The organism is Couchioplanes caeruleus (assembly GCF_023499255.1).
Lineage (GTDB): Bacteria > Actinomycetota > Actinomycetes > Mycobacteriales > Micromonosporaceae > Actinoplanes > Actinoplanes caeruleus_A.
On record NZ_CP092183.1, the window covers coordinates 8,132,179 to 8,148,922 of the forward strand.

The 16,744-nt window shown below is 72.0% G+C and carries 19 protein-coding genes; 8 read left to right on the forward strand and 11 right to left on the reverse strand.

Annotated elements, in window-relative coordinates; all coding sequences use genetic code 11:
• Positions 1-10: 10 nt before the first annotated feature.
• The gene (locus COUCH_RS37390) at positions 11-1,270 is read left to right on the forward strand and encodes a pyridoxal phosphate-dependent aminotransferase (protein WP_249609846.1); all 1,260 of its coding nucleotides are present in this window, start codon (positions 11-13) and stop codon (positions 1,268-1,270) included.
• Between the two features lie 103 nt (positions 1,271-1,373).
• A complete protein-coding gene (locus COUCH_RS37395) occupies positions 1,374-2,345 on the forward strand; it encodes an IS481 family transposase (RefSeq protein WP_249609847.1) in 972 nt (323 codons plus the stop codon).
• Here the strand turns inward: COUCH_RS37395 and COUCH_RS37400 are convergent.
• Positions 2,342-2,785 (reverse strand): GNAT family N-acetyltransferase, encoded by a 444-nt coding sequence (locus tag COUCH_RS37400; protein ID WP_249609848.1) that lies wholly within the window; start codon positions 2,783-2,785, stop codon positions 2,342-2,344. The genes COUCH_RS37395 and COUCH_RS37400 overlap by 4 nt on opposite strands.
• Positions 2,786-3,040: 255 nt before the next feature.
• On the opposite strand from COUCH_RS37400, the gene sepH reads away from it, so the two are divergent.
• Positions 3,041-4,126: a septation protein SepH gene (gene sepH, locus COUCH_RS37405; protein ID WP_249609849.1), complete on the forward strand. Its 1,086-nt coding sequence runs from the start codon at positions 3,041-3,043 to the stop codon at positions 4,124-4,126.
• Here the strand turns inward: sepH and thpR are convergent.
• From thpR to COUCH_RS37420, 3 genes are all read right to left on the reverse strand, one after another.
• On the reverse strand, positions 4,123-4,614 hold the full coding sequence (thpR, locus tag COUCH_RS37410) for an RNA 2',3'-cyclic phosphodiesterase (protein WP_249609850.1): 492 nt from the start codon (positions 4,612-4,614) through the stop codon (positions 4,123-4,125). The genes sepH and thpR overlap by 4 nt on opposite strands.
• Positions 4,615-4,685: 71 nt before the next feature.
• On the reverse strand, positions 4,686-5,126 hold the full coding sequence (locus COUCH_RS37415) for a hypothetical protein (RefSeq protein ID WP_249609851.1): 441 nt from the start codon (positions 5,124-5,126) through the stop codon (positions 4,686-4,688).
• A 173-nt stretch (positions 5,127-5,299) separates the two neighbouring features.
• Entirely contained in the window at positions 5,300-6,505 is a 1,206-nt protein-coding gene (locus COUCH_RS37420; RefSeq protein WP_249609852.1) for an MFS transporter, read from the reverse strand.
• Positions 6,506-6,527: 22 nt separating this feature from the next.
• Here COUCH_RS37420 and COUCH_RS37425 point away from each other — a divergent pair, with 22 nt between their 5' ends.
• Positions 6,528-7,190, forward strand: coding sequence for a FadR/GntR family transcriptional regulator (locus COUCH_RS37425; protein WP_249609853.1), 663 nt, complete (start codon positions 6,528-6,530; stop codon positions 7,188-7,190).
• Here the strand turns inward: COUCH_RS37425 and COUCH_RS37430 are convergent, their stop codons facing one another.
• From COUCH_RS37430 to COUCH_RS37440, 3 genes are all read right to left on the reverse strand, one after another.
• Positions 7,191-8,501, reverse strand: a complete 1,311-nt coding sequence (locus COUCH_RS37430) for an MFS transporter (protein WP_249609854.1) — start codon at positions 8,499-8,501, stop codon at positions 7,191-7,193.
• A 72-nt stretch (positions 8,502-8,573) separates the two neighbouring features.
• Entirely contained in the window at positions 8,574-9,017 is a 444-nt protein-coding gene (locus tag COUCH_RS37435) for a MarR family winged helix-turn-helix transcriptional regulator (protein ID WP_249613933.1), read from the reverse strand.
• A 102-nt stretch (positions 9,018-9,119) separates the two neighbouring features.
• Positions 9,120-10,598: an NCS2 family permease gene (locus COUCH_RS37440; RefSeq protein ID WP_249609855.1), complete on the reverse strand. Its 1,479-nt coding sequence runs from the start codon at positions 10,596-10,598 to the stop codon at positions 9,120-9,122.
• A gap of 261 nt (positions 10,599-10,859) precedes the next feature.
• Between COUCH_RS37440 and COUCH_RS37445 the strand changes: the two genes are divergently transcribed.
• Positions 10,860-11,072, forward strand: coding sequence for a DUF2530 domain-containing protein (locus tag COUCH_RS37445; protein WP_249613934.1), 213 nt, complete (start codon positions 10,860-10,862; stop codon positions 11,070-11,072).
• A 20-nt stretch (positions 11,073-11,092) separates the two neighbouring features.
• Here COUCH_RS37445 and COUCH_RS37450 read toward each other — a convergent pair whose 3' ends face one another.
• Positions 11,093-11,965, reverse strand: a complete 873-nt coding sequence (locus COUCH_RS37450; protein WP_430640857.1) for a DUF3027 domain-containing protein — start codon at positions 11,963-11,965, stop codon at positions 11,093-11,095.
• A 42-nt stretch (positions 11,966-12,007) separates the two neighbouring features.
• Between COUCH_RS37450 and COUCH_RS37455 the strand changes: the two genes are divergently transcribed.
• From COUCH_RS37455 to COUCH_RS37465, 3 genes are all read left to right on the forward strand, one after another.
• Entirely contained in the window at positions 12,008-13,831 is a 1,824-nt protein-coding gene (locus COUCH_RS37455; protein WP_249609857.1) for an MFS transporter, read from the forward strand.
• Positions 13,828-14,466 carry a futalosine hydrolase gene (locus tag COUCH_RS37460; RefSeq protein ID WP_249609858.1) on the forward strand — a complete coding sequence of 213 codons (639 nt, stop codon included), beginning with the start codon at positions 13,828-13,830 and terminating at the stop codon, positions 14,464-14,466. The genes COUCH_RS37455 and COUCH_RS37460 overlap by 4 nt, the downstream gene beginning before the upstream one ends.
• A gap of 96 nt (positions 14,467-14,562) precedes the next feature.
• A complete protein-coding gene (locus tag COUCH_RS37465; RefSeq protein WP_249609859.1) occupies positions 14,563-15,381 on the forward strand; it encodes a 1,4-dihydroxy-6-naphthoate synthase in 819 nt (272 codons plus the stop codon).
• A 40-nt stretch (positions 15,382-15,421) separates the two neighbouring features.
• Here COUCH_RS37465 and COUCH_RS37470 read toward each other — a convergent pair whose 3' ends face one another.
• The 3 genes from COUCH_RS37470 to COUCH_RS37480 all read right to left on the reverse strand — a co-directional run bounded on the left by COUCH_RS37470 (position 15,422) and on the right by COUCH_RS37480 (position 16,687).
• Complete coding sequence (locus tag COUCH_RS37470; RefSeq protein WP_106127127.1) at positions 15,422-15,808, reverse strand: cold-shock protein; 387 nt, start codon at positions 15,806-15,808, stop codon at positions 15,422-15,424.
• A gap of 61 nt (positions 15,809-15,869) precedes the next feature.
• Positions 15,870-16,481 (reverse strand): HAD family hydrolase, encoded by a 612-nt coding sequence (locus COUCH_RS37475; protein ID WP_275980045.1) that lies wholly within the window; start codon positions 16,479-16,481, stop codon positions 15,870-15,872.
• The gene (locus COUCH_RS37480; protein WP_249609861.1) at positions 16,478-16,687 is read right to left on the reverse strand and encodes a hypothetical protein; all 210 of its coding nucleotides are present in this window, start codon (positions 16,685-16,687) and stop codon (positions 16,478-16,480) included. Before COUCH_RS37480 ends, COUCH_RS37475 begins: the two co-directional genes overlap by 4 nt.
• Between the last annotated feature and the right edge of the window lie 57 nt (positions 16,688-16,744).

Here is a 16,744-nt window from a genome sequence, read left to right on the forward strand (position 1 = left end):
GGGAGTCGTCATGGCGCGGACCGGAATCGACACCTCGATCCTGCACAAAGGGGCACACAGCGCCTCTTATTTCGATCTCTCCCGAAGCATGGGCGAGGGTGCGGAGATCGTCGACTTCTGCATTCCGTGCAACCCGTACTTCCCGACGCCGGAGATGTTCGACGAGCTCTCCCGCGACCTGAAGAACATCCTGAAGTACTACCCGAGCGACTCGAACAGCATCACCAACAAGCTGGCGGCGGTGCTCGGGCTGCACCCGCAGACGGTGGCGATGGCGAACGGCTCGACCGAGCTGATCACCTGGATCGACCACCTGCTGATCAGCCAGAGCGTGGCGATCCCGATCCCCACCTTCGGCCGCTGGACCGACCAGCCGCTGGAGACCGGCAAGCGGGTCGACATGTTCCCGCTGCAGGAACGCGACGGCTTCCGGCTCAACCTGGACGAATACGTACGCTTCATCCGCGACCGCGGCTCCCGCGTCGCCGTGGTCTGCAACGTCAACAACCCGGACGGCGGCTACCTGGCGCGCCGCGACGTCATCCGCTTCATGGACGCACTCGGCGACCTCGACCTGGTCGTCGTCGACGAGTCCTTCATCGACTTCTCCGACGCCGAGCAGTACCCGTCGGTCGGTCCGGACGCCGTGATCCGCCCCAACGCCGTGGTCCTCAAGAGCCTCGGCAAGAACTTCGGCCTGCACGGGATCCGCTTCGGCTACCTGATGGCGAACCCGGCCATCGCGGGGAGGGTCGGCAAGGCGCTGCCCAAGTGGAACCTCAACTCGCTCGCCGAGAAGGTCGTCTACATGATCCAGGACCACGAGGAGGAGTACGAGGACAGCCTGCGCCTGCTCAGCCGCGACCGCCGCACGATGGCCGGCGAACTGGCCCGCATCCCCGGGCTCACGGTGTTCCCGTCGCAGGGCAACTTCATCCTGGTCAAACTGCCCACCGAGTGGTCCGGTGTGGCGCTGCGCGACTACCTGGTCGCCAACCACGGCGTCTACACCCGCGAGTGCGGCAACAAGCTGGGCATGACCAGCCAGTTCATGCGCCTCGTGGTGCGACCGGCCCGGGACGTCGACCGGCTGATCGACGGGATGCTCGACTACGGCCGCCAGTTCCGGGTCCGGCCCGCGTACGACGAGGACCCGCTCGACACCCGCCGCAACTGGAACACGGCGCTCGACGAGGAACCGGACAACCTCATCCCGTACCCGTCGCACCGCACGACCGAGTACGCCGCGCGCCGCGCCGTCAACGGCTAACTGTAGTGATCACGACCGTTGTTGACGGCGTGGCGGCTTGATCAATAGGAAGACCTCCGGCGAGGTGGAAGTTGCGACGCTTTCACCACGACCGGAGGTCTGTATGGCCCACCGTAACGCCCGGCTGACCGTGCATGGCAGACGCCTGCTCATCCAGCGTGTCGTCACCGATCGACGTCCGGTCGCGCATGTGGTCAAGGAACTGGGCTGCTCACGCGCGACCGGTTACAAATGGCTGGCCCGGTGGCGCGCTGAAGGCGACGCCGGTTTGCACGATAGGCCGAGCACTGCGCACCGGCTGCCCGGCAAGACCACGCCCGAGATCGAGGCGCGCGTGTGTGCGTTACGCACCCAGCTCAAGCGTGGCCCCCGCCGGCTGGCGCCGCTGCTGAACATGCCCGCTTCCACGATCCACGCCGTGCTGGTACGCCACGGCCTGCACCGCCTGGTCTGGCTGGATCGGCCCACCGGCGAGCCGATCCGTCGCTACGAACGTGACCGGCCCGGGGAACTGATCCACGTCGACGTGAAAAAGATCGGCCGGTTACGCGACGGCGGTGGCTGGCGGGTTCACGGCCGCGACAGCCTCGAACGCCGCCGCACCCGATACGCCACTCGGGTCGGCTACGAATACGTGCACGCCGCGATCGACGACCACACCCGCCTGGCCTACGCCGAAATCCACCCCGACGAGAAAACCGACACCTGCGCCGGCTTCCTGCGCCGCGCCGCGCAACACTTCGCTCAGCTGGGGATAACGCAGATCGAACGGGTGATGACCGACAACGCCCTGGCCTACCGACGCGGCCGAGCCTGGCACCAAGCCCTGGCCGACCTCGGCGCACAAGCCCGCTTCACCCGCCGCTACCGACCCCAGACCAACGGCAAAGCAGAACGCTTCAACCGCACCATGTGCGACGAATGGATCTACTCCCGGCCGTTCACCAGCGGCCAAGACCGCGCCCAGGCCCTCCCAGGCTGGTTACACACTTACAACCATCACCGCGGCCACACCGCGCTCGGAGGCCAACCACCGATCACCCGGGTCAACAACGGTCTTGGACCCTACAGCTAACTCCGGAGCTTGCGGACCATGACGGTCTCGCCGTACTCGACCTCCCCGGTCTCCTCGAAGCCCGCGGAGAGGTAGAGCGCCCGGGCCCGCTCGTTCGACGGCACGAAGGTGAGGCGTACGGACTGCGCGGCGTATTCGCGCCCGGCGTGGTCGACGGCGGCCTCCAGCGCCCGGCGGCCCAGCCCGCGGCCCTGGAACCGGTGGTCGATCATCAGCCGGACCAGCTCGGGCTCGCCGGGCCGGCCGCCGGGGTCCAGCAGCACGAAGCCGACGAGCTCGTCGTCCGCGTAGACCGCGCGCGGCTCCGCCTCCGGCCGGAGGTACGTCTCGGCGATGCTCACCGCGTTGGACGCGACGAAGGTCGACTGTTCGGGGAGCACCTCCAGCCTGATGACGTCCCGGAAGTTGGCCCTGGTGATCGGACGCAGATCGACGCTCATCCCGCCTTTCCAGAGGGGGGTGGTGGGGCGTGCAACGCGATATCGCCGTGTGCGGGGCCGGCACGGTGATGCTTGTGTCGAGCGCCTGGCGCCGTACGTGTGAAGTACCGGTCTTTGAAGATCATCTCCCCTGGTCAATGAGTTCGACGGCGTGGCTTACCACCATTGGGTGACCGAGGCGCGTACCGTGTTGTCGAAACGCGCCCGGGTGGCTGACTCTCGGGATCAAGGCCAGCGACGGGACGGAGGCAACGCATGCGGCCGGTACGCTTCGTCGCCATCTCCGAGGACGGTCAGGCCCTGGTGCTCGCCGACGAGGTCGGCCGGCTCCTGGCACTCCCCATCGACGATCGGGTGAGCAGCGTCCTGCATCACGAGGGCGGTTCCCCGGCATCGGGCTCGCCCGGCACCGCGGTCGCGGTGTCCGGCCCCGACACCATGGCATCGCTGTCCCCGCGCGACATCCAGGCGCGGATCCGCTCCGGCGAGTCCGCCGAGGACGTGGCGCGCGTCGCCGGCGTGCCGGTCGACCGGGTCCTGCGGTATGCGGGGCCCGTGCTGCAGGAGCGGGCCATGCTCGCCCAGCACGCCCGACGCACCCGGCTGAAGACGTCCGACTCGGGCGCCCCGCTGGCCGAGGTGGTCGACAGCCGGCTCGCGCAGCACGGCATCGACACCGAGAAGATCTCCTGGGACGCGTTCCGCCGCGACGACGGCACCTGGCGCATCGTGGCGACCTGGCCGTCCGGCAAGGCGACCGCGCAGGCCGTCTGGGACCTGGACAAGGGCCGCCAGGTCGTGTCGCCGCACGACGACATGGCGCAGTACCTGTGCGCCGAACGCCCCACCCCGATCCTCGGCCAGGAGCCGGCCCCGGAGCGCGGCGCGCACGAGCGCGGCGGCCACGGCCTGCCCGGCCCGTCCCGCGTCGCCGAGCCGAGCCGCGGCGGTCGCGGGCTGCCCGCGGCGGAGCAGCCCCGCCCCACGCGCGACCCGATCCGGGCCGGACGCGACGCCCTGCTCGCCTCGCTGGACCGTCCGCTCGGCAACGAGCGCCCGGGCCGCGGCCTCGAACCGGCCGCCCAGGACACCCGCCGCCCGGTCGCGGGCGGCGCCGCGGCGCTGCTCGGCGGCGGCGCCGGATCGGCCTTCGACGACGACGCCGACCTGCCCAAGGAGGTACCGGCCGTGCCCAGCCTGGCGGTCCTCCGCCCGCGGCGCACGGTCGGCACCCAGCCCGGCGAGGCCGAGCCCGATGAGGCGGCGAAGCCGCGCAAGCGCCTGCCCAGCTGGGACGACGTGCTGTTCGGCGGCGGCCCGGCGGCCCGCGAGAGCTCCTAACCGGCCCAAAGGGTGGTGTAGGTGCCGCCCGGATCGCTGCGGACCAGTTCGATCCGGTCCAGCTGCCAGGCCGGTCCCTCGTAGTCGTCCAGGGCCGCGCGGACCGCGTCGTCATGGGCGTACAGCACGGTCAGGTGCGGGGTGAAGGGCCGGTCGTCGAACGGCAGCCCGGCCTCGGTCAATGCCGCGCGGACCGCGGCCGCGACATCGCCGAGCTCACCGTCCACCCCGGCCCACGTCACCCGCCGGCCGAAACCACCACCGCCGCGGATGCGCAGCTCACGGCCCCGCGGGACCGGGACGGTCGCCAGGGCGCGTTCGGCCGCGGGCAGGCGGTCCGGTGACACCTCGCCGAGGAACGCGAGCGTGACGTGCCACTTCTCGATGTTCGTGAGCCGCACCCTCCGGCCGGACACCGCGGCGTCGAGTCGCCGGCGCAGGTCACGGCGCACGCCGTCCGGCGGGTAGACCGCCACAAATAGCCGCACGCCGCGACCCTAGCGAAGGCGAAGCCCGGCCGCGGGACGCTACCGAAGCTGAAGCCCGGCCGCCGCGACCCTTAGCGCAGCTGAAGCCCGGCCGCCCGCAACCGCTCCTCGACCCGCATCCGTTCCAGCTCACGGTCCATGCCCTCGAGCTCCGTCAGGTGGTGGCGCACACCGTACGCCTCGCTCGCGATGAGCAGCCGGTCGTCGTACGCCCGCACGACAGCGGCCAGCCACACGGCCGAGCCGGTCGTCGGCCCCCCGCACCGCTGCCGGCGCAGTCGGCGCAGGTCGGCGGCCACTTCGTCCAGGCAGGGTGGACCGCCGCTCGGGCGCAGGGCCGGGCCGGGACCGCTCAGCCGGCGGTCCAGGCAGCGCAAGGCCCGGATGTCTCGCCGCCCGCCACGGGTCCACACCCGGCGCCGGGGCAGGGTGTCCGCGCAGACGACGACCGCCACGGCACAGGGCAGGCACAGCAGAACCGTGACGAGCACAACGACGTGCGTGATTGCCACGGGATGACGCTAAGCCGTCGGGACGGGAAACCGAGACAGCCGTTCGGATGACCCGGCCTGCCAGTTTCCGTATCCCGCAAAAATGACCGCCACCCGGGCCGGTCGCACCCGGCAAAAAGGACCGCCACGCAGCGCCGGTCGCGCCCGGGCGAGGGGATCTCCGGGCGGGCGCGTCAGCCGATCTGACGGTCGCGGCCGGCGAGGAAGCCGGCGATCATCTGCGGAACCATCAGTACGGCCATCAGCACCAGCGGTACCCTCCAGCTGCCGCTGTGCTGGTAGAGCGCCCCGACGATGATCGGGCCCGGGATGGACAGCAGGTAGCCGGTGCTCTGCGCGAACGCGGAGAGCCGTACGACCACCGCCGTGTTCCGCCCGCGCAGGGCGATCATCGTGAGGGCCAGCGGGAACGCGCAGTTGGAGACGCCGAGGAGCACGGCCCACACCCAGGGCGCCGCGGCGGGGGCGGCCCAGAGTCCGGCGTACCCGGCTATGCCGAAGAGTCCGGTGCCGACGGCGATGCCGCTCTGCCGGGGGAGGCGGCCGGCGACGGCCGAGAGGGCGAACGACAGCGGCACGCCGAGCACGGAGGTGACGGCGAAGAGCAGACCGGCGGTGCTCGCGGACAGGCCGGCGTCGCGGAAGACCTGCGGGAGCCAACCCATGATCACGTACGCCGCGGTGGACTGCAGCCCGAAGTAGACGGCGAGAGCCCACGCGACGGGCTGGTGCCGCAGCCGCATGTCCGGCGCGACGTCCGCGGCCGCCTGCGGATCTTCCCGTACGCGGTCCCGCGCGAGCATGATCCACGGCGGTACGGCCACCGCCGCGACGAGGGCCCACACGCCGAGGCCGAGCCGCCAGTCGCCGCCGAGCACGCCGGTCAGGGGCACGGTGACGGCCGCCGCGGTCGACGCCCCGAGGTTGAGCGCCACGCTGTAGAGGCCGGTCATGGCCCCCACCTTCAAAGGGAAGCGCTGCTTGACGACCACCGGCAGCAGCACGTTGGCGAGCGCGATGCCGGCCAGCGCGAGCGCGGTCAGCGCGATGAAGAGCGCGGTCCCGCCGGCGAAGGGGCGTACGGCGAGGCCGAGCACGAGCGCCACGGCACCCACCGCGACGGCACCGCCCGTGCCCCATCGGCGGGCGAGCATCGGCGCGGTCGACCCGATCAACGCGAAGCACACGGCCGGTACGGACGTCAGCAACCCCGCCACCGCGGCGCTCATCCCGAGGCTCGCCCGAACCTCTTCGAGCACCGGCCCGAGGCTGGTCACGGCCGGTCGCAGGTTGATCGCGGCCAGCACGAGCGCGGTCACTGCCAGGACAGGGGTGGCACGACGCCGGGTGTCCGCGCGGTCGGTGCTGGTCATCGCCATGACCCCATCATAGAATCATGGGATGAATTTGACCCCGGTGCCGCGGGAGACCTTGTCCGGGCAGGTCATCGCCCGGCTCCGGCAGCAGATCACCTCGGGCGCATGGCCGGTCGGCTCGCGCATCCCGACCGAGCCGGAGCTGGTCGCGCAGCTCGGCGTGGCCCGCAACACGGTCCGCGAGGCGGTCCGGGCCCTCGCCCACAACGGGCTGCTCGACATCCGCCAGGGCTCGGGGACGTACGTGGCCGCCACCAGCGAGCTGGCCGGAGTCATGCAGCGACGCTTCGCGGCCGCCGACCCGGCGCACGTCCGGGAGCTGCGCGGCACGCTCGAGACCGCCGCGGCCGGAATGGCGGCGCGCCGCCGTACCGACGCGGACCTCAAACTCCTCTCGACCCTGTACGACCAGCGCGAACAGGCGTGGTCGGGCGGCGAGCGCGACGCTTTCGTGGACGCGGACTCGGCGTTCCACCTGGCTGTCGTGGCGGCCTCGCACAACGAGGTGCTGATCGAGCTCTACGCCGACCTGGGGCAGGTCATCCGCGAGTCGCTGCGCGGGCACTTCGGCGCCTCGCTGCGCCCGGAGGAGTACATGGACCACAGCCGCCTGCTGGAGGCCGTACGCGCCGGCGACGCCGAGGCCGCATCGTCCGAGGCAGCCACGTACACGGCGACCTGCGAGTGATCAGGCAGCGATCTTGGCGGGCGGTTCGCGGTCGAGCGGCTCGCTGGGCACCAGGCTGAGCCGCGGCCGCGGTCCCACCCGCACCCGCAGCCGGTCGCCGCTGGTCCGGAGCTGCCAGGTCAGCGCCACGATCCCCGCGACGAGGCAGAACATCCCCGCCGCCCAGATGCTCGACGGCACCCCGAAGCGCTCGCCCCACCAGCCGACCAGAGAGGCGCCGATCGGCGTGGTGCCGAGGAACACGAGCACGTAGAGCGCCATCACGCGGCCGCGGTAGCGGGCGTCCACGCCCATCTGCACGCGGTGGTTGGCGGCCTGCGCGAGGTAGATCGAGAAGAAGCCGGTCGGCACGAGCAGGAGCATCGCGACGATGAAGCTCGACGCGAAGCCCACGGCGATCTCGAAAACCCCGAAGGCCAGCGCCGCGCCCAGCACCACATACGCCCCGGGCCGGCTGCGGCGGCCGCTGCCGGCCAGCGCCCCGCCGAGCGCGCCCACCGCCAGGGCCGTGGTGAGCAGGCCGAAGGACGACGGCCCGGCGTGAAAGTTGATCTTCGCGAGGGCCGCCAGCGTGACCGGGAAGTTGAAGCCGATCATGCCGATCGCGGCCATCAGGCCGATCGGCAGCAGCAGGTCCTGCCGCTTCCACACGTACTTCAGGCCGTCCACGATGCGGGTGTCGCCCGGCTCGGCGCGCTTGCCGGAGCGATACAGGTCGCTCGCGCTCATCCGCCAGTAGCTGAACACCGGCGCGATCGACAGGGCCGTGGCGATGAGGAACACCGGACCGGTCTGGAAGACCGCCAGGGCGACGCCGGCCAGCGCCGGCCCGCCGATCCGGGCGGTGTTGAACGTCGCCGCGGACAGCGCCAGCGCGTTGGGCAGCAGCGGCAACTCGACCAGCTCGGAGACGAACGCCTGCCGCACCGGCGTCTCGATCGAGTTGGCGATGCCGAGCAGCAGCGCGAACAGGAACACGTGCCACAGCACCACGACGCCGGAGGCGACCAGGAGGGCGAAGACGATCGCCGTGACGGCGAAGACCGCGTTCGCGACGATGAGCAGCTTGCGCTTGTCGTACCGGTCGGCGAGCTTGCCGCCCCACAGGGTGAGCAACAGCACGGGTACGAACTGCAGCGCGGTGACCACACCCAGGGCACCCGGCGAGTTGCCGGAGAGGTCGAGCACCAGCCAGTCCTGCGCGGTGAACATCATCCACACGCCGACCAGCTTCACGAGCTGGCCGGTGGCGAACAGTCGGTAGTTACGGACCTGCAGGGACCGGAAAGTCGTGTTCAGCACTGCCCGCACTCGGGTGCGCCTCCTCGTCGGTCGTACGCGTCATCGCCGTGTGACGGAACGACCGGAGGAGGCGAGGGCCGGTCAAGCCCGGGCGACCTGCTGCAGGATCTGCGCCGCCCGTTCGAGGGTGTCGCGGTCCTCCGGAGTCAGCTCGTCCAGTTGCCGGGCGAGCCACTCGTTGCGAGCCTTCTCGAACTGCGCGAACACGGCCCGGCCCCGCTCGGTCGCTGCCAGGATCACCTGGCGGCGGTCGGTCGGATGGGGCGTGCGCGCGACCAGGCCGCGATCCTCCAGCTTGCCGACGATCTTGGTCATCGTCGGCGGCTGGACCCGCTCCACGTCGGCGAGCTCCCGCGGGGTCAGCGCCCCGGCCAGCTGCAGGCTCGTCAGGGCCGACAGCTGGCTGAACGTGAGATCGCCGACCGGGCGTTCCTGGCGCACCCGGCGGTTCAGCCTGGTGATCGCATCGCGCAGCGCAACGGCCAGTTGCTCGGCTCCTACCCGCTCCGCCACCGGCCGCTCCATCACAGTTTCTTAGCCTAGCTAATGAGCTTGGCTAACGACATTCGTATCGCGTATGACCGTAGTCACCGGGCACGGTAACGCACCCGGTGACCACCGCCCTCGTCAGAGCAGCACGGACTCCAGCGGACCGCGCAGGAAGTACAGGACGAACAGCACGGCCACGCCGTACAGCAGCGGGTGCACCTGACGGCCCTTGCCGACGGCGACCTTGAGCAGCACGTACGAGACCACGCCCGCGCCGATGCCGTTGGAGATCGAGTACGTGAACGGCATCAGCGTGATCGTGAGGAACGCCGGGATCGCGATCTCGTAGTCGGTCCAGTCGATCTGCCTGACCGCCATCATCATCAGGAAGCCGACCACCACCAGCGCCGTCGACGCAGCCTCGAACGGCACCACGGTGACCAGCGGCGCGAGGAACGTGGCGAGCAGGAACAGCACGCCGGTGACGAGGTTCGCGGCGCCCGTACGCGCCCCCTCGGCCACACCCGAGGCGCTCTCGATGAACGACGTGTTGCTGGAGACGCTGGCCGCGCCGCCGGCCGCCGCCGCCACGGAGTCGACGAGCAGGATCTCCCGGGTCCGCGGCGGCATGCCCTCCGCGTCCAGCAGCCCACCCTCCTGGCCGACCGCCACCATCGTGCCCATGGTGTCGAAGAAGTCGGTGATCAGCAGCGTGAAGATGAACATGATGACGACGAGCCAGCCGGCCCGGCCCCACGAGTCCAGCACGTTGAAGTGGCCGAGCAGCGACAGGTCCGGGGTGTCGACGATCTTGTCCGGCAGCGTCGGCACGTTCAGCGACCAGCCGGACGGGTTCGGCTTGCCGTCCACGAACGACGGCCCGATGTTGCCGATCGCCTCGACGACGATCGCCAGCACGGTCGTGCCGAGGATGCCGAGCAGGATGGCGCCCTTCACCTTGCGGACGAAGAGCACCAGCGTGAACAGCAGGCCGATGCAGAAGACCAGCAGCGGCCAGCTCGTCAGCTTGCCGCCGATGCCCAGCTCGACCGGCACGGTGGTGCCCGACGCGTCCGGGATGCGGCGGACGAACCCGGCGTCGACCAGGCCGATGATCATCAGGAACAGGCCGATGCCGACGCCGATGGCGGTCTTCAACTGCGTGGGCACGGCCCGGAAGACGGCCGTACGCAGCCCGGTCAGCACCAGGACGGCGATGATCACGCCCTCCAGGAAGACCAGGCCCATCGCGTCGGCCCAGGTCATCTCGGGCGCGATCTCGTACGCGACCAGCGCGTTCACGCCCAGCCCGGCGGCGAGCGCCAGCGGGAACCGCGCCACGACGCCCATGAGAATCGTCATCACGCCGGCGACCAGGGCGGTGCCGGCGGCCAGCGCGGCGACGGGCAGCTTCCCGCCGACCTTGTCCACGCCGGCGGCGAGGATCAGCGGGTTGAGCACGACGATGTAGGCCATCGTGAAGAACGTGGCGAGGCCGCCGCGCACCTCGCGCCCGACGGTCGAGCCGCGGGCCGAGATCTCGAAGAACCGGTCAAAACCGTTTCGGGGGGTACGCCCGGACGAGGCGAGTCCCTCGTCGGCGGAGGTAGTGGACATCGGTGCCCTTCCACGTGGAGCAAGCGGCAACTGTTACGCGCATCGAATCAGACCGCTGACCTCGGTAAAAGATCAGTACTGTTACAACCGTCACGGAACCCCACGGGCGATCACCGCCGACGTACCCTCAGGGACGTGGCCGACCTGTCCCCCGCATCGCCCGCCGCCGCGCCGGGCCCCCGCCCCGCGCCGGAGCCGCACGTGCCCGGCCTCGACGCGGTGACCGGGACGAAGCCACGCCCCGAGCCGCTCGACCCGCCGATGGTGCCGTTCGCCGTGGGCGGCATGGCCGCGTTCGCCGTCGCCGCCGTGGTGCTGCTGCTGGTCCACGGCCCTTCGGGCTGGCTGCGGACCGCCGTCGCCGGACTGCTGGTCGGCATCCCGGGCCTGATCACGATGCTGCGGCACGACGCCCACCGGCGCCGGCGCCGTGCGCTCACCCACCCGGACTACAAGGTCACCGACGCCGGCTGAGGCCCGCGCCGGTCCGGCCGTCAGCTGTGGCCGTAGTCCTCGGCGGGCTCGCTGCCCTCGACCGAACCCGGGGCCCGGCTCACCGCGACCGCCTCGACCTCGCTGTCGTCGTACACCGTGGGCAGTTCCTCGACCGGCTGCTCCGCCGAGCCGAGCAGTGCCTCCGAGTGCGCGCCGCAGCCGTGGTCGGCGCTGACCGCGCGGGCGTCGTCCGGGGCGTAGAGGTTGCCGCAGACGCCGAACATCCCGCGCAGCGAGCCGGCGAGCGGAAGGTAGAAGCCGCAGGTGCCGCACCGGGCGTTGCGCGGGGCAGCCGTCGAGATCGGTGCCTCGGGGCCGGAGTCGCCGTCGTACCAGCGCTGGGCGGTGTCGAGGCGGCCCTCGCGGGACATCACCCGGGGCCGGCCGAGGCCCAGCTCCCAGGAGACCTCCTCGACCGCGGCGTCGTCGCTGAGCACGTAGCCCGGTGCGAGCCGCTCGTCGTCCGGCGCGGTGGGCATGAGGTCGCCGACGCCCAGGTCGCCCGGCTGGACCCGCTCGTTCCACGGCAGCCAGCCGGGGGCCATCAGCGCGTCCGGGCCGGGCAGCAGCACGGTCTCGCAGACGGTGACGTGCCGGGAGCGCGGCACCCGGGTCACGGTGACGGCCCACCGCCAGCCCTTGTAGCCGGCCAGCTTGCTGTCGAAGAAATGCGTCACGACCCGGTCGCCCTCGGCCACGGCCTCGAGGTGCTCGCCGATGTCCGCCGGATCAACCTCGGTGATGGCGCCCCGCGCCACCCCGACCGCATCGGCGCAGACCTGGTCGAGTCGGGCGGCACGGCCCGCGGTCCTGGTGGTCACGGACCCATTCTTCCCCACGCATGGAGTCCGGTGGCAACGACTCCCCCACATCCGGACGTTGGAGGGCTCGCCCCGATGCGACAGGATGGGGCGATGCCGCTGCTTCCCACCCTCGGACGCACCGCCGGCACCGGTATCAAGGCCCTGCGGATGCTGGTGCGCGGTGGCATGCGCGGCAGCGCCTGGGCGACCCGGCGGGTGGGTGACGCCCGGGCCCGCGGCGCGGCCAACGAGGTGGGCATGATCCGCCTCTTCGACCTGCACGCCCTGTCCTGCGCGGGCGACACGCTGATCGCCATCGGCCTGGCCGGCACCATCTTCTTCAACGTGCCGCTGGGCGAGGCCCGCAGCAAGGTCGCGCTCTACCTGCTCATCACGATGGTGCCGTTCGCGCTGCTGGCCCCGGTGGTCGGCCCGTTGCTCGACCACTTCCGGCACGGCCGGCGGTACGCGCTCGCCGTGACGATGCTGGGCCGGGCGTTCCTGGCGTACGTCATCTCGGACAACCTGCTGGGCTGGGGCCTCTATCCGGCCGCGTTCGGCGTGCTCGCGCTCTCCCGGGCGTACGGTGTGGCCCGCTCCGCCGCCGTGCCCCGGCTGCTCCCCGAGGGAGTGGGCCTCTCCCAGGTCGGCGCCCGGGCCAGCGTGTACGGCACCTTCGCCGGCGCGGTGGTGGCCCCCATCGGCCTGCTCGCCTTCAAGTTCGGTCCGCAGTGGCCGCTGCGCGTCTCCTCGGTCATCTTCGTGGTCGGGATGGTCATCTCGCTGCGCCTGCCACCCCGGGCCGACTCCGACCCGCCGGAGGCGGTGCCCCGGCCGTTCCGCGCGATGCTGCGCCTGCGCCGTGGCCCGGACCGCCCGCTGTCCGGCAGCCTGGTCATCAACACGCTGATCGGCAGTGCCAGCTTCCGCTGCCTGTACGGCTTCCTCCTGCTCTACCTCGCCTTCGCGGTGAAGGCCGGAGGGCTCGGCACCGACCTCTTCGGACGCGACGTCGGCAGCCAGGGCGCGGTGGCCGTGGTCGGTGGCGCACTCGCGGTCGGCACGTTCCTGGCCACCGCGGTCGGCACCCGGCTGCGGATCCGCCGGCCCGCCGCGCTGCAGTCCAGCGGCCTGACCATCACCGCCGGCGTGGCCGTGCTGTCGACGATCTTCTTCACGCTGCCGATGGTGGCGCTGCTGTCGCTGGTCGCCTCGATCTTCAGCGGCATCTCGAAGCTCGCGGTCGACGCGAGCATCCAGGAGCGGGTCCCCGAACGCCTGCGGGCCAGCGCGTTCGCGCACTCCGAGACGGTGCTGATGATCGCCTGGGTGGTCGGCGGCGGCGTGGGCATCATCCCGCTGGACGGCCGCGTGGGCATCGCCGTGGCCGCGGCCTTCGCGGTGGTGGCGGCCGTACGGGGCACGATCGTTGCGGGCCGGCTGCGCAAGGAGCGCCTGCACGGCCGCCCCGACGTCGCCGCGGAAGAACCGGGGGCTGCGGCAGAGCCGGGAGCTGCGGCAGAGCCGGGCGCCGGGGAGGAGCCTGTCACCGCCTCGATCCCGACCTCGCCCGCACCCGTCGGGGCGCCACCCCCGCCACGCTCGGCGACGCCCACCCCCCGCTCGGCAACGACCCCGCCGCCGGCCGCTCCTCACGCCAAGCCGGACATCGCGGCCCCGCCGGCGCGGGAGCGTGGCGGCAGGCGGCGCCTCTTCTCGCGCTCGTCGGCGAAGAACGACGCGGCGCCCGAACCGCCGCCGGCCCGGGCCGCCGAGCCCTCGGCTGCCGAGCGGCCGCTGCCCACGCCGCCGACGCCCGGGCCGCCGATGCCCCCGCCGGTGAACGACGACCTCGCCCCGCCCGGCTTCCACATCTACCGCCCGACCTCGTCCACCCCGGACGGCAGCCCGCGCGGCGACGAGGCGGACTCGTGACGCTGCTCGTCATCACCGCGGTCGAGCCCGAGGCCGAGGCGTGGCGGGCCGGCGCGCCCGGCGACGTCCGCGTCGCGGCGGTCGGTGTCGGACCGGCTGCCGCGGCCGCCGGCACCGCCCGTCTGCTCGCCCTCGCCGAGGCTGCGGGGAAGCCGTACAGCGCCGTCCTCAGCGCGGGCATCGCGGGCGGCTTCGCCGGCCGGGCGCAGGTCGGCGCGACCGTTCTCGGCGCCCGCAGCATCGCCGCCGATCTGGGCGCCGAGAGCCCGGACGGCTTCCTGCCGGTCGAGGAGCTCGGCTTCGGCAGCAGCATCGTCGACGCGGACGCCACCCTGCTGAAGGCGCTGGCCGCGGCGCTGCCGGAAGCGGTCGTCGGTGACGTGCTCACCCTCGCCACGGTCACCGGCACAGCCGCGACCGCCGACGCCCTCCGTGAGCGGTTCCCGGACGCCGTCGCCGAGGCCATGGAGGGGCACGGCGTCGCCTGTGCCGCGCGGGCTGCCGGCGTGCCCTTCCTCGAGGTACGCACGGTCTCCAATCCGGTCGGGCCGCGGGACCGGTCCGCCTGGCGGCTGGGCGACGCGTTCGCCGCCCTCACCGCCGCCGCGCGGGCTTGTGGACAACCCTGTGGATAGTCCGGTGGAGCGGCGGGTGTGGGGCACGCGACGTGTGGCAATGCAGACACCCGGCGATCCGCGGATCCGGCCCCCGCGGTGGCTACGGTGAGGGACGTGGCGCTTTCTCTGGCGGTTTCGCCCTGCCCCAACGACACGTTCGTCTTCCACGCCCTCGTGCACGGGCGCATTCCCGGCGCGGCGACGGTCGACCTGACCTTCGCGGACGTGGACGTGACGAACACCGCCGCCGAGCGCGGCGAGTTCGACCTCGTCAAGGTCAGCTACGCGGCGCTGCCGTGGCTGCTGGACGACTACGAGCTGCTGCCCTGCGGCGGCGCGCTGGGCCGGGGCTGCGGCCCGCTCGTGCTGACCCGCGAGGGCCACGACGGAGACCTCACCGGCGCGACCGTGGCAGTGCCCGGCGACCGCACGACGGCATACCTGCTGTTCCGCCTCTGGTCGCAGGGCAACGCCCCGGCGAGGATCGAGGTGGTCCCCTTCCACGAGATCATGCCGGGGGTGGCCGAGGGCCGCTACGACGCCGGCCTGGTCATCCACGAGGCCCGCTTCACCTACCCGCGGTACGGGCTGACCGCCCTCGTGGACCTCGGCGAGTGGTGGGAGTCCGACACCGGCCTGCCGATCCCGCTCGGCGCGATCCTGGCGCGCAAGGGTGTCGTGGACCCGCACGAGGCCGCCGAGTGGATCCGGACCTCGGTGAGCATGGCCTGGGCCGACCCGGACGCGAGCCGCGACTTCGTGCTGGCCAACGCCCAGGAGATGGAGCCGGAGGTCGTCGACCGGCACATCCGGCTGTACGTCAACGAGTTCACGCTCGATCTCGGCAAGGAAGGGCTCGCAGCGGCCGACGCGCTGCTGAGCCGGGCGGCCGCGGCGGGACTGACGCCGGCCATACCGAGCCTCATCACATGAAAAAAGGGCCGCGCATTCGCGCGGCCCTTTTCAGAAGGCGTCAGACTTCGAGTTCCCGCGCCACCGCATGCACCAGCTGCGCGATCTTCTGCGAGGTCCGCTTGTCGGGATAGCGCCCTCGGCGCAGGTCCGGCTGAACCTTCGCCTCCAGCACCTTGATCATGTCTTCGACCATGCCGTGCAGCTCGTCGGCGGGCCGCCGGCGCAGCTCCGCCACCGACGGCGGGGCGTCCAGCACCTTCACGCCGAGCGCCTGCGCGCCCTTCCGGCTGTCCACCACGCCGAACTCGACCCGCTGGCCCGCCCGCAGGTCGGCGACCCCGGACGGCAGGGCGCCCTTGGGCAGGAACACGTCCCCGCCCTCGTCGCTGGTGACGAAGCCGAAACCCTTCGCCGCGTCGTACCACTTCACTCGACCCGTGGGCACCGCTGACCTCAACTCACTCAATGGGCTTGATTGCTCACGGCAAGGTTATCGAGGCGGCGCGTCAGGTCCCAACCGTAATCCGGGTGAGCAGAGCCGGGAACACCGTCAGGTCGTCGAGCACGTGCGTCGCGCCCGCGGCGGCCAGCTCCTCCGCCGTGCACGGGCCCGTCGCCACCCCGATGCCCGGGACACCGGCCGTGGCGGCGGCGACCATGTCACCCACGTGGTCGCCGACGTACCAGCGCACGCCGTGCTCGGCGAGCGCCGCGGCCTTGCCCTCGGCGAACAGGTCGCCGGCGAGCTCGTCGTAGGCCAGGCCCAGGTGCTCGAGGTGCAGGGCGGCCAGGCTGCCCAGCTTCGAGGTCACGACCACGACCCGCAGACCCGCTTCGCGTACGGCGTCCAGCGCCGCGACCGCCCCCGGCATGGCCACGGTCGGCGCGATGGCGTGGATCGGGTACAGGGCGCGGTAGGTGGCGACCGCCTCCTCGACGTCCGCCTCGGGGAACCACTCCCGGATCTCCGTACGCAGCGGCGGCCCCAGCCGGCTGACCGCGAGGTCGGCGTCCACGTGCACCCCGGTCTCCGCGGTCAGTGCCCGGTACGCCGCCCTGATCCCCGGCCGGGAGTCGATCAGGGTCATGTCCAGATCGAAGCCGACCGCCCCGCTCACGGGGTGGTGGTGGGGGTGTACGTCAGCTGGTCCACCGGCAGCGGGAAGCTCTGGTCGTCACCGAACGGCGACGGGGCGGCCGGGCGGTCGCTCACGATCTCGGAGACGCTGAGGTGGCCCTCCTTGATCGAGGACTCCCGGCCCGGCTTCTGCGTGGCCACGCCCTGCTCGACGGCCGTACCCGGCATCTTGTTGTCAGCCCCCACAGCTCACTCCCCTTGGTCGACGTCGGCCCGGCCACACTCCGGACCCTGCGCCAATCG

Bases quoted from the DNA above. Each gene is read 5' to 3' on its own strand.
- COUCH_RS37390 (WP_249609846.1), top strand. From the start codon at position 11: ATGGCGCGGACCGGAATCGACACCTCGATCCTGCACAAAGGGGCACAC.
- COUCH_RS37395 (WP_249609847.1), top strand. From the start codon at position 1,374: ATGGCCCACCGTAACGCCCGGCTGACCGTGCATGGCAGACGCCTGCTC.
- COUCH_RS37400 (WP_249609848.1), bottom strand. From the start codon at position 2,785: ATGAGCGTCGATCTGCGTCCGATCACCAGGGCCAACTTCCGGGACGTC.
- sepH (WP_249609849.1), top strand. From the start codon at position 3,041: ATGCGGCCGGTACGCTTCGTCGCCATCTCCGAGGACGGTCAGGCCCTG.
- COUCH_RS37420 (WP_249609852.1), bottom strand. From the start codon at position 6,505: ATGGCGATGACCAGCACCGACCGCGCGGACACCCGGCGTCGTGCCACC.
- COUCH_RS37425 (WP_249609853.1), top strand. From the start codon at position 6,528: ATGAATTTGACCCCGGTGCCGCGGGAGACCTTGTCCGGGCAGGTCATC.
- COUCH_RS37435 (WP_249613933.1), bottom strand. From the start codon at position 9,017: ATGGAGCGGCCGGTGGCGGAGCGGGTAGGAGCCGAGCAACTGGCCGTT.
- COUCH_RS37440 (WP_249609855.1), bottom strand. From the start codon at position 10,598: ATGTCCACTACCTCCGCCGACGAGGGACTCGCCTCGTCCGGGCGTACC.
- COUCH_RS37445 (WP_249613934.1), top strand. From the start codon at position 10,860: ATGGTGCCGTTCGCCGTGGGCGGCATGGCCGCGTTCGCCGTCGCCGCC.
- COUCH_RS37450 (WP_430640857.1), bottom strand. From the start codon at position 11,965: ATGTGGGGGAGTCGTTGCCACCGGACTCCATGCGTGGGGAAGAATGGG.
- COUCH_RS37455 (WP_249609857.1), top strand. From the start codon at position 12,008: ATGCCGCTGCTTCCCACCCTCGGACGCACCGCCGGCACCGGTATCAAG.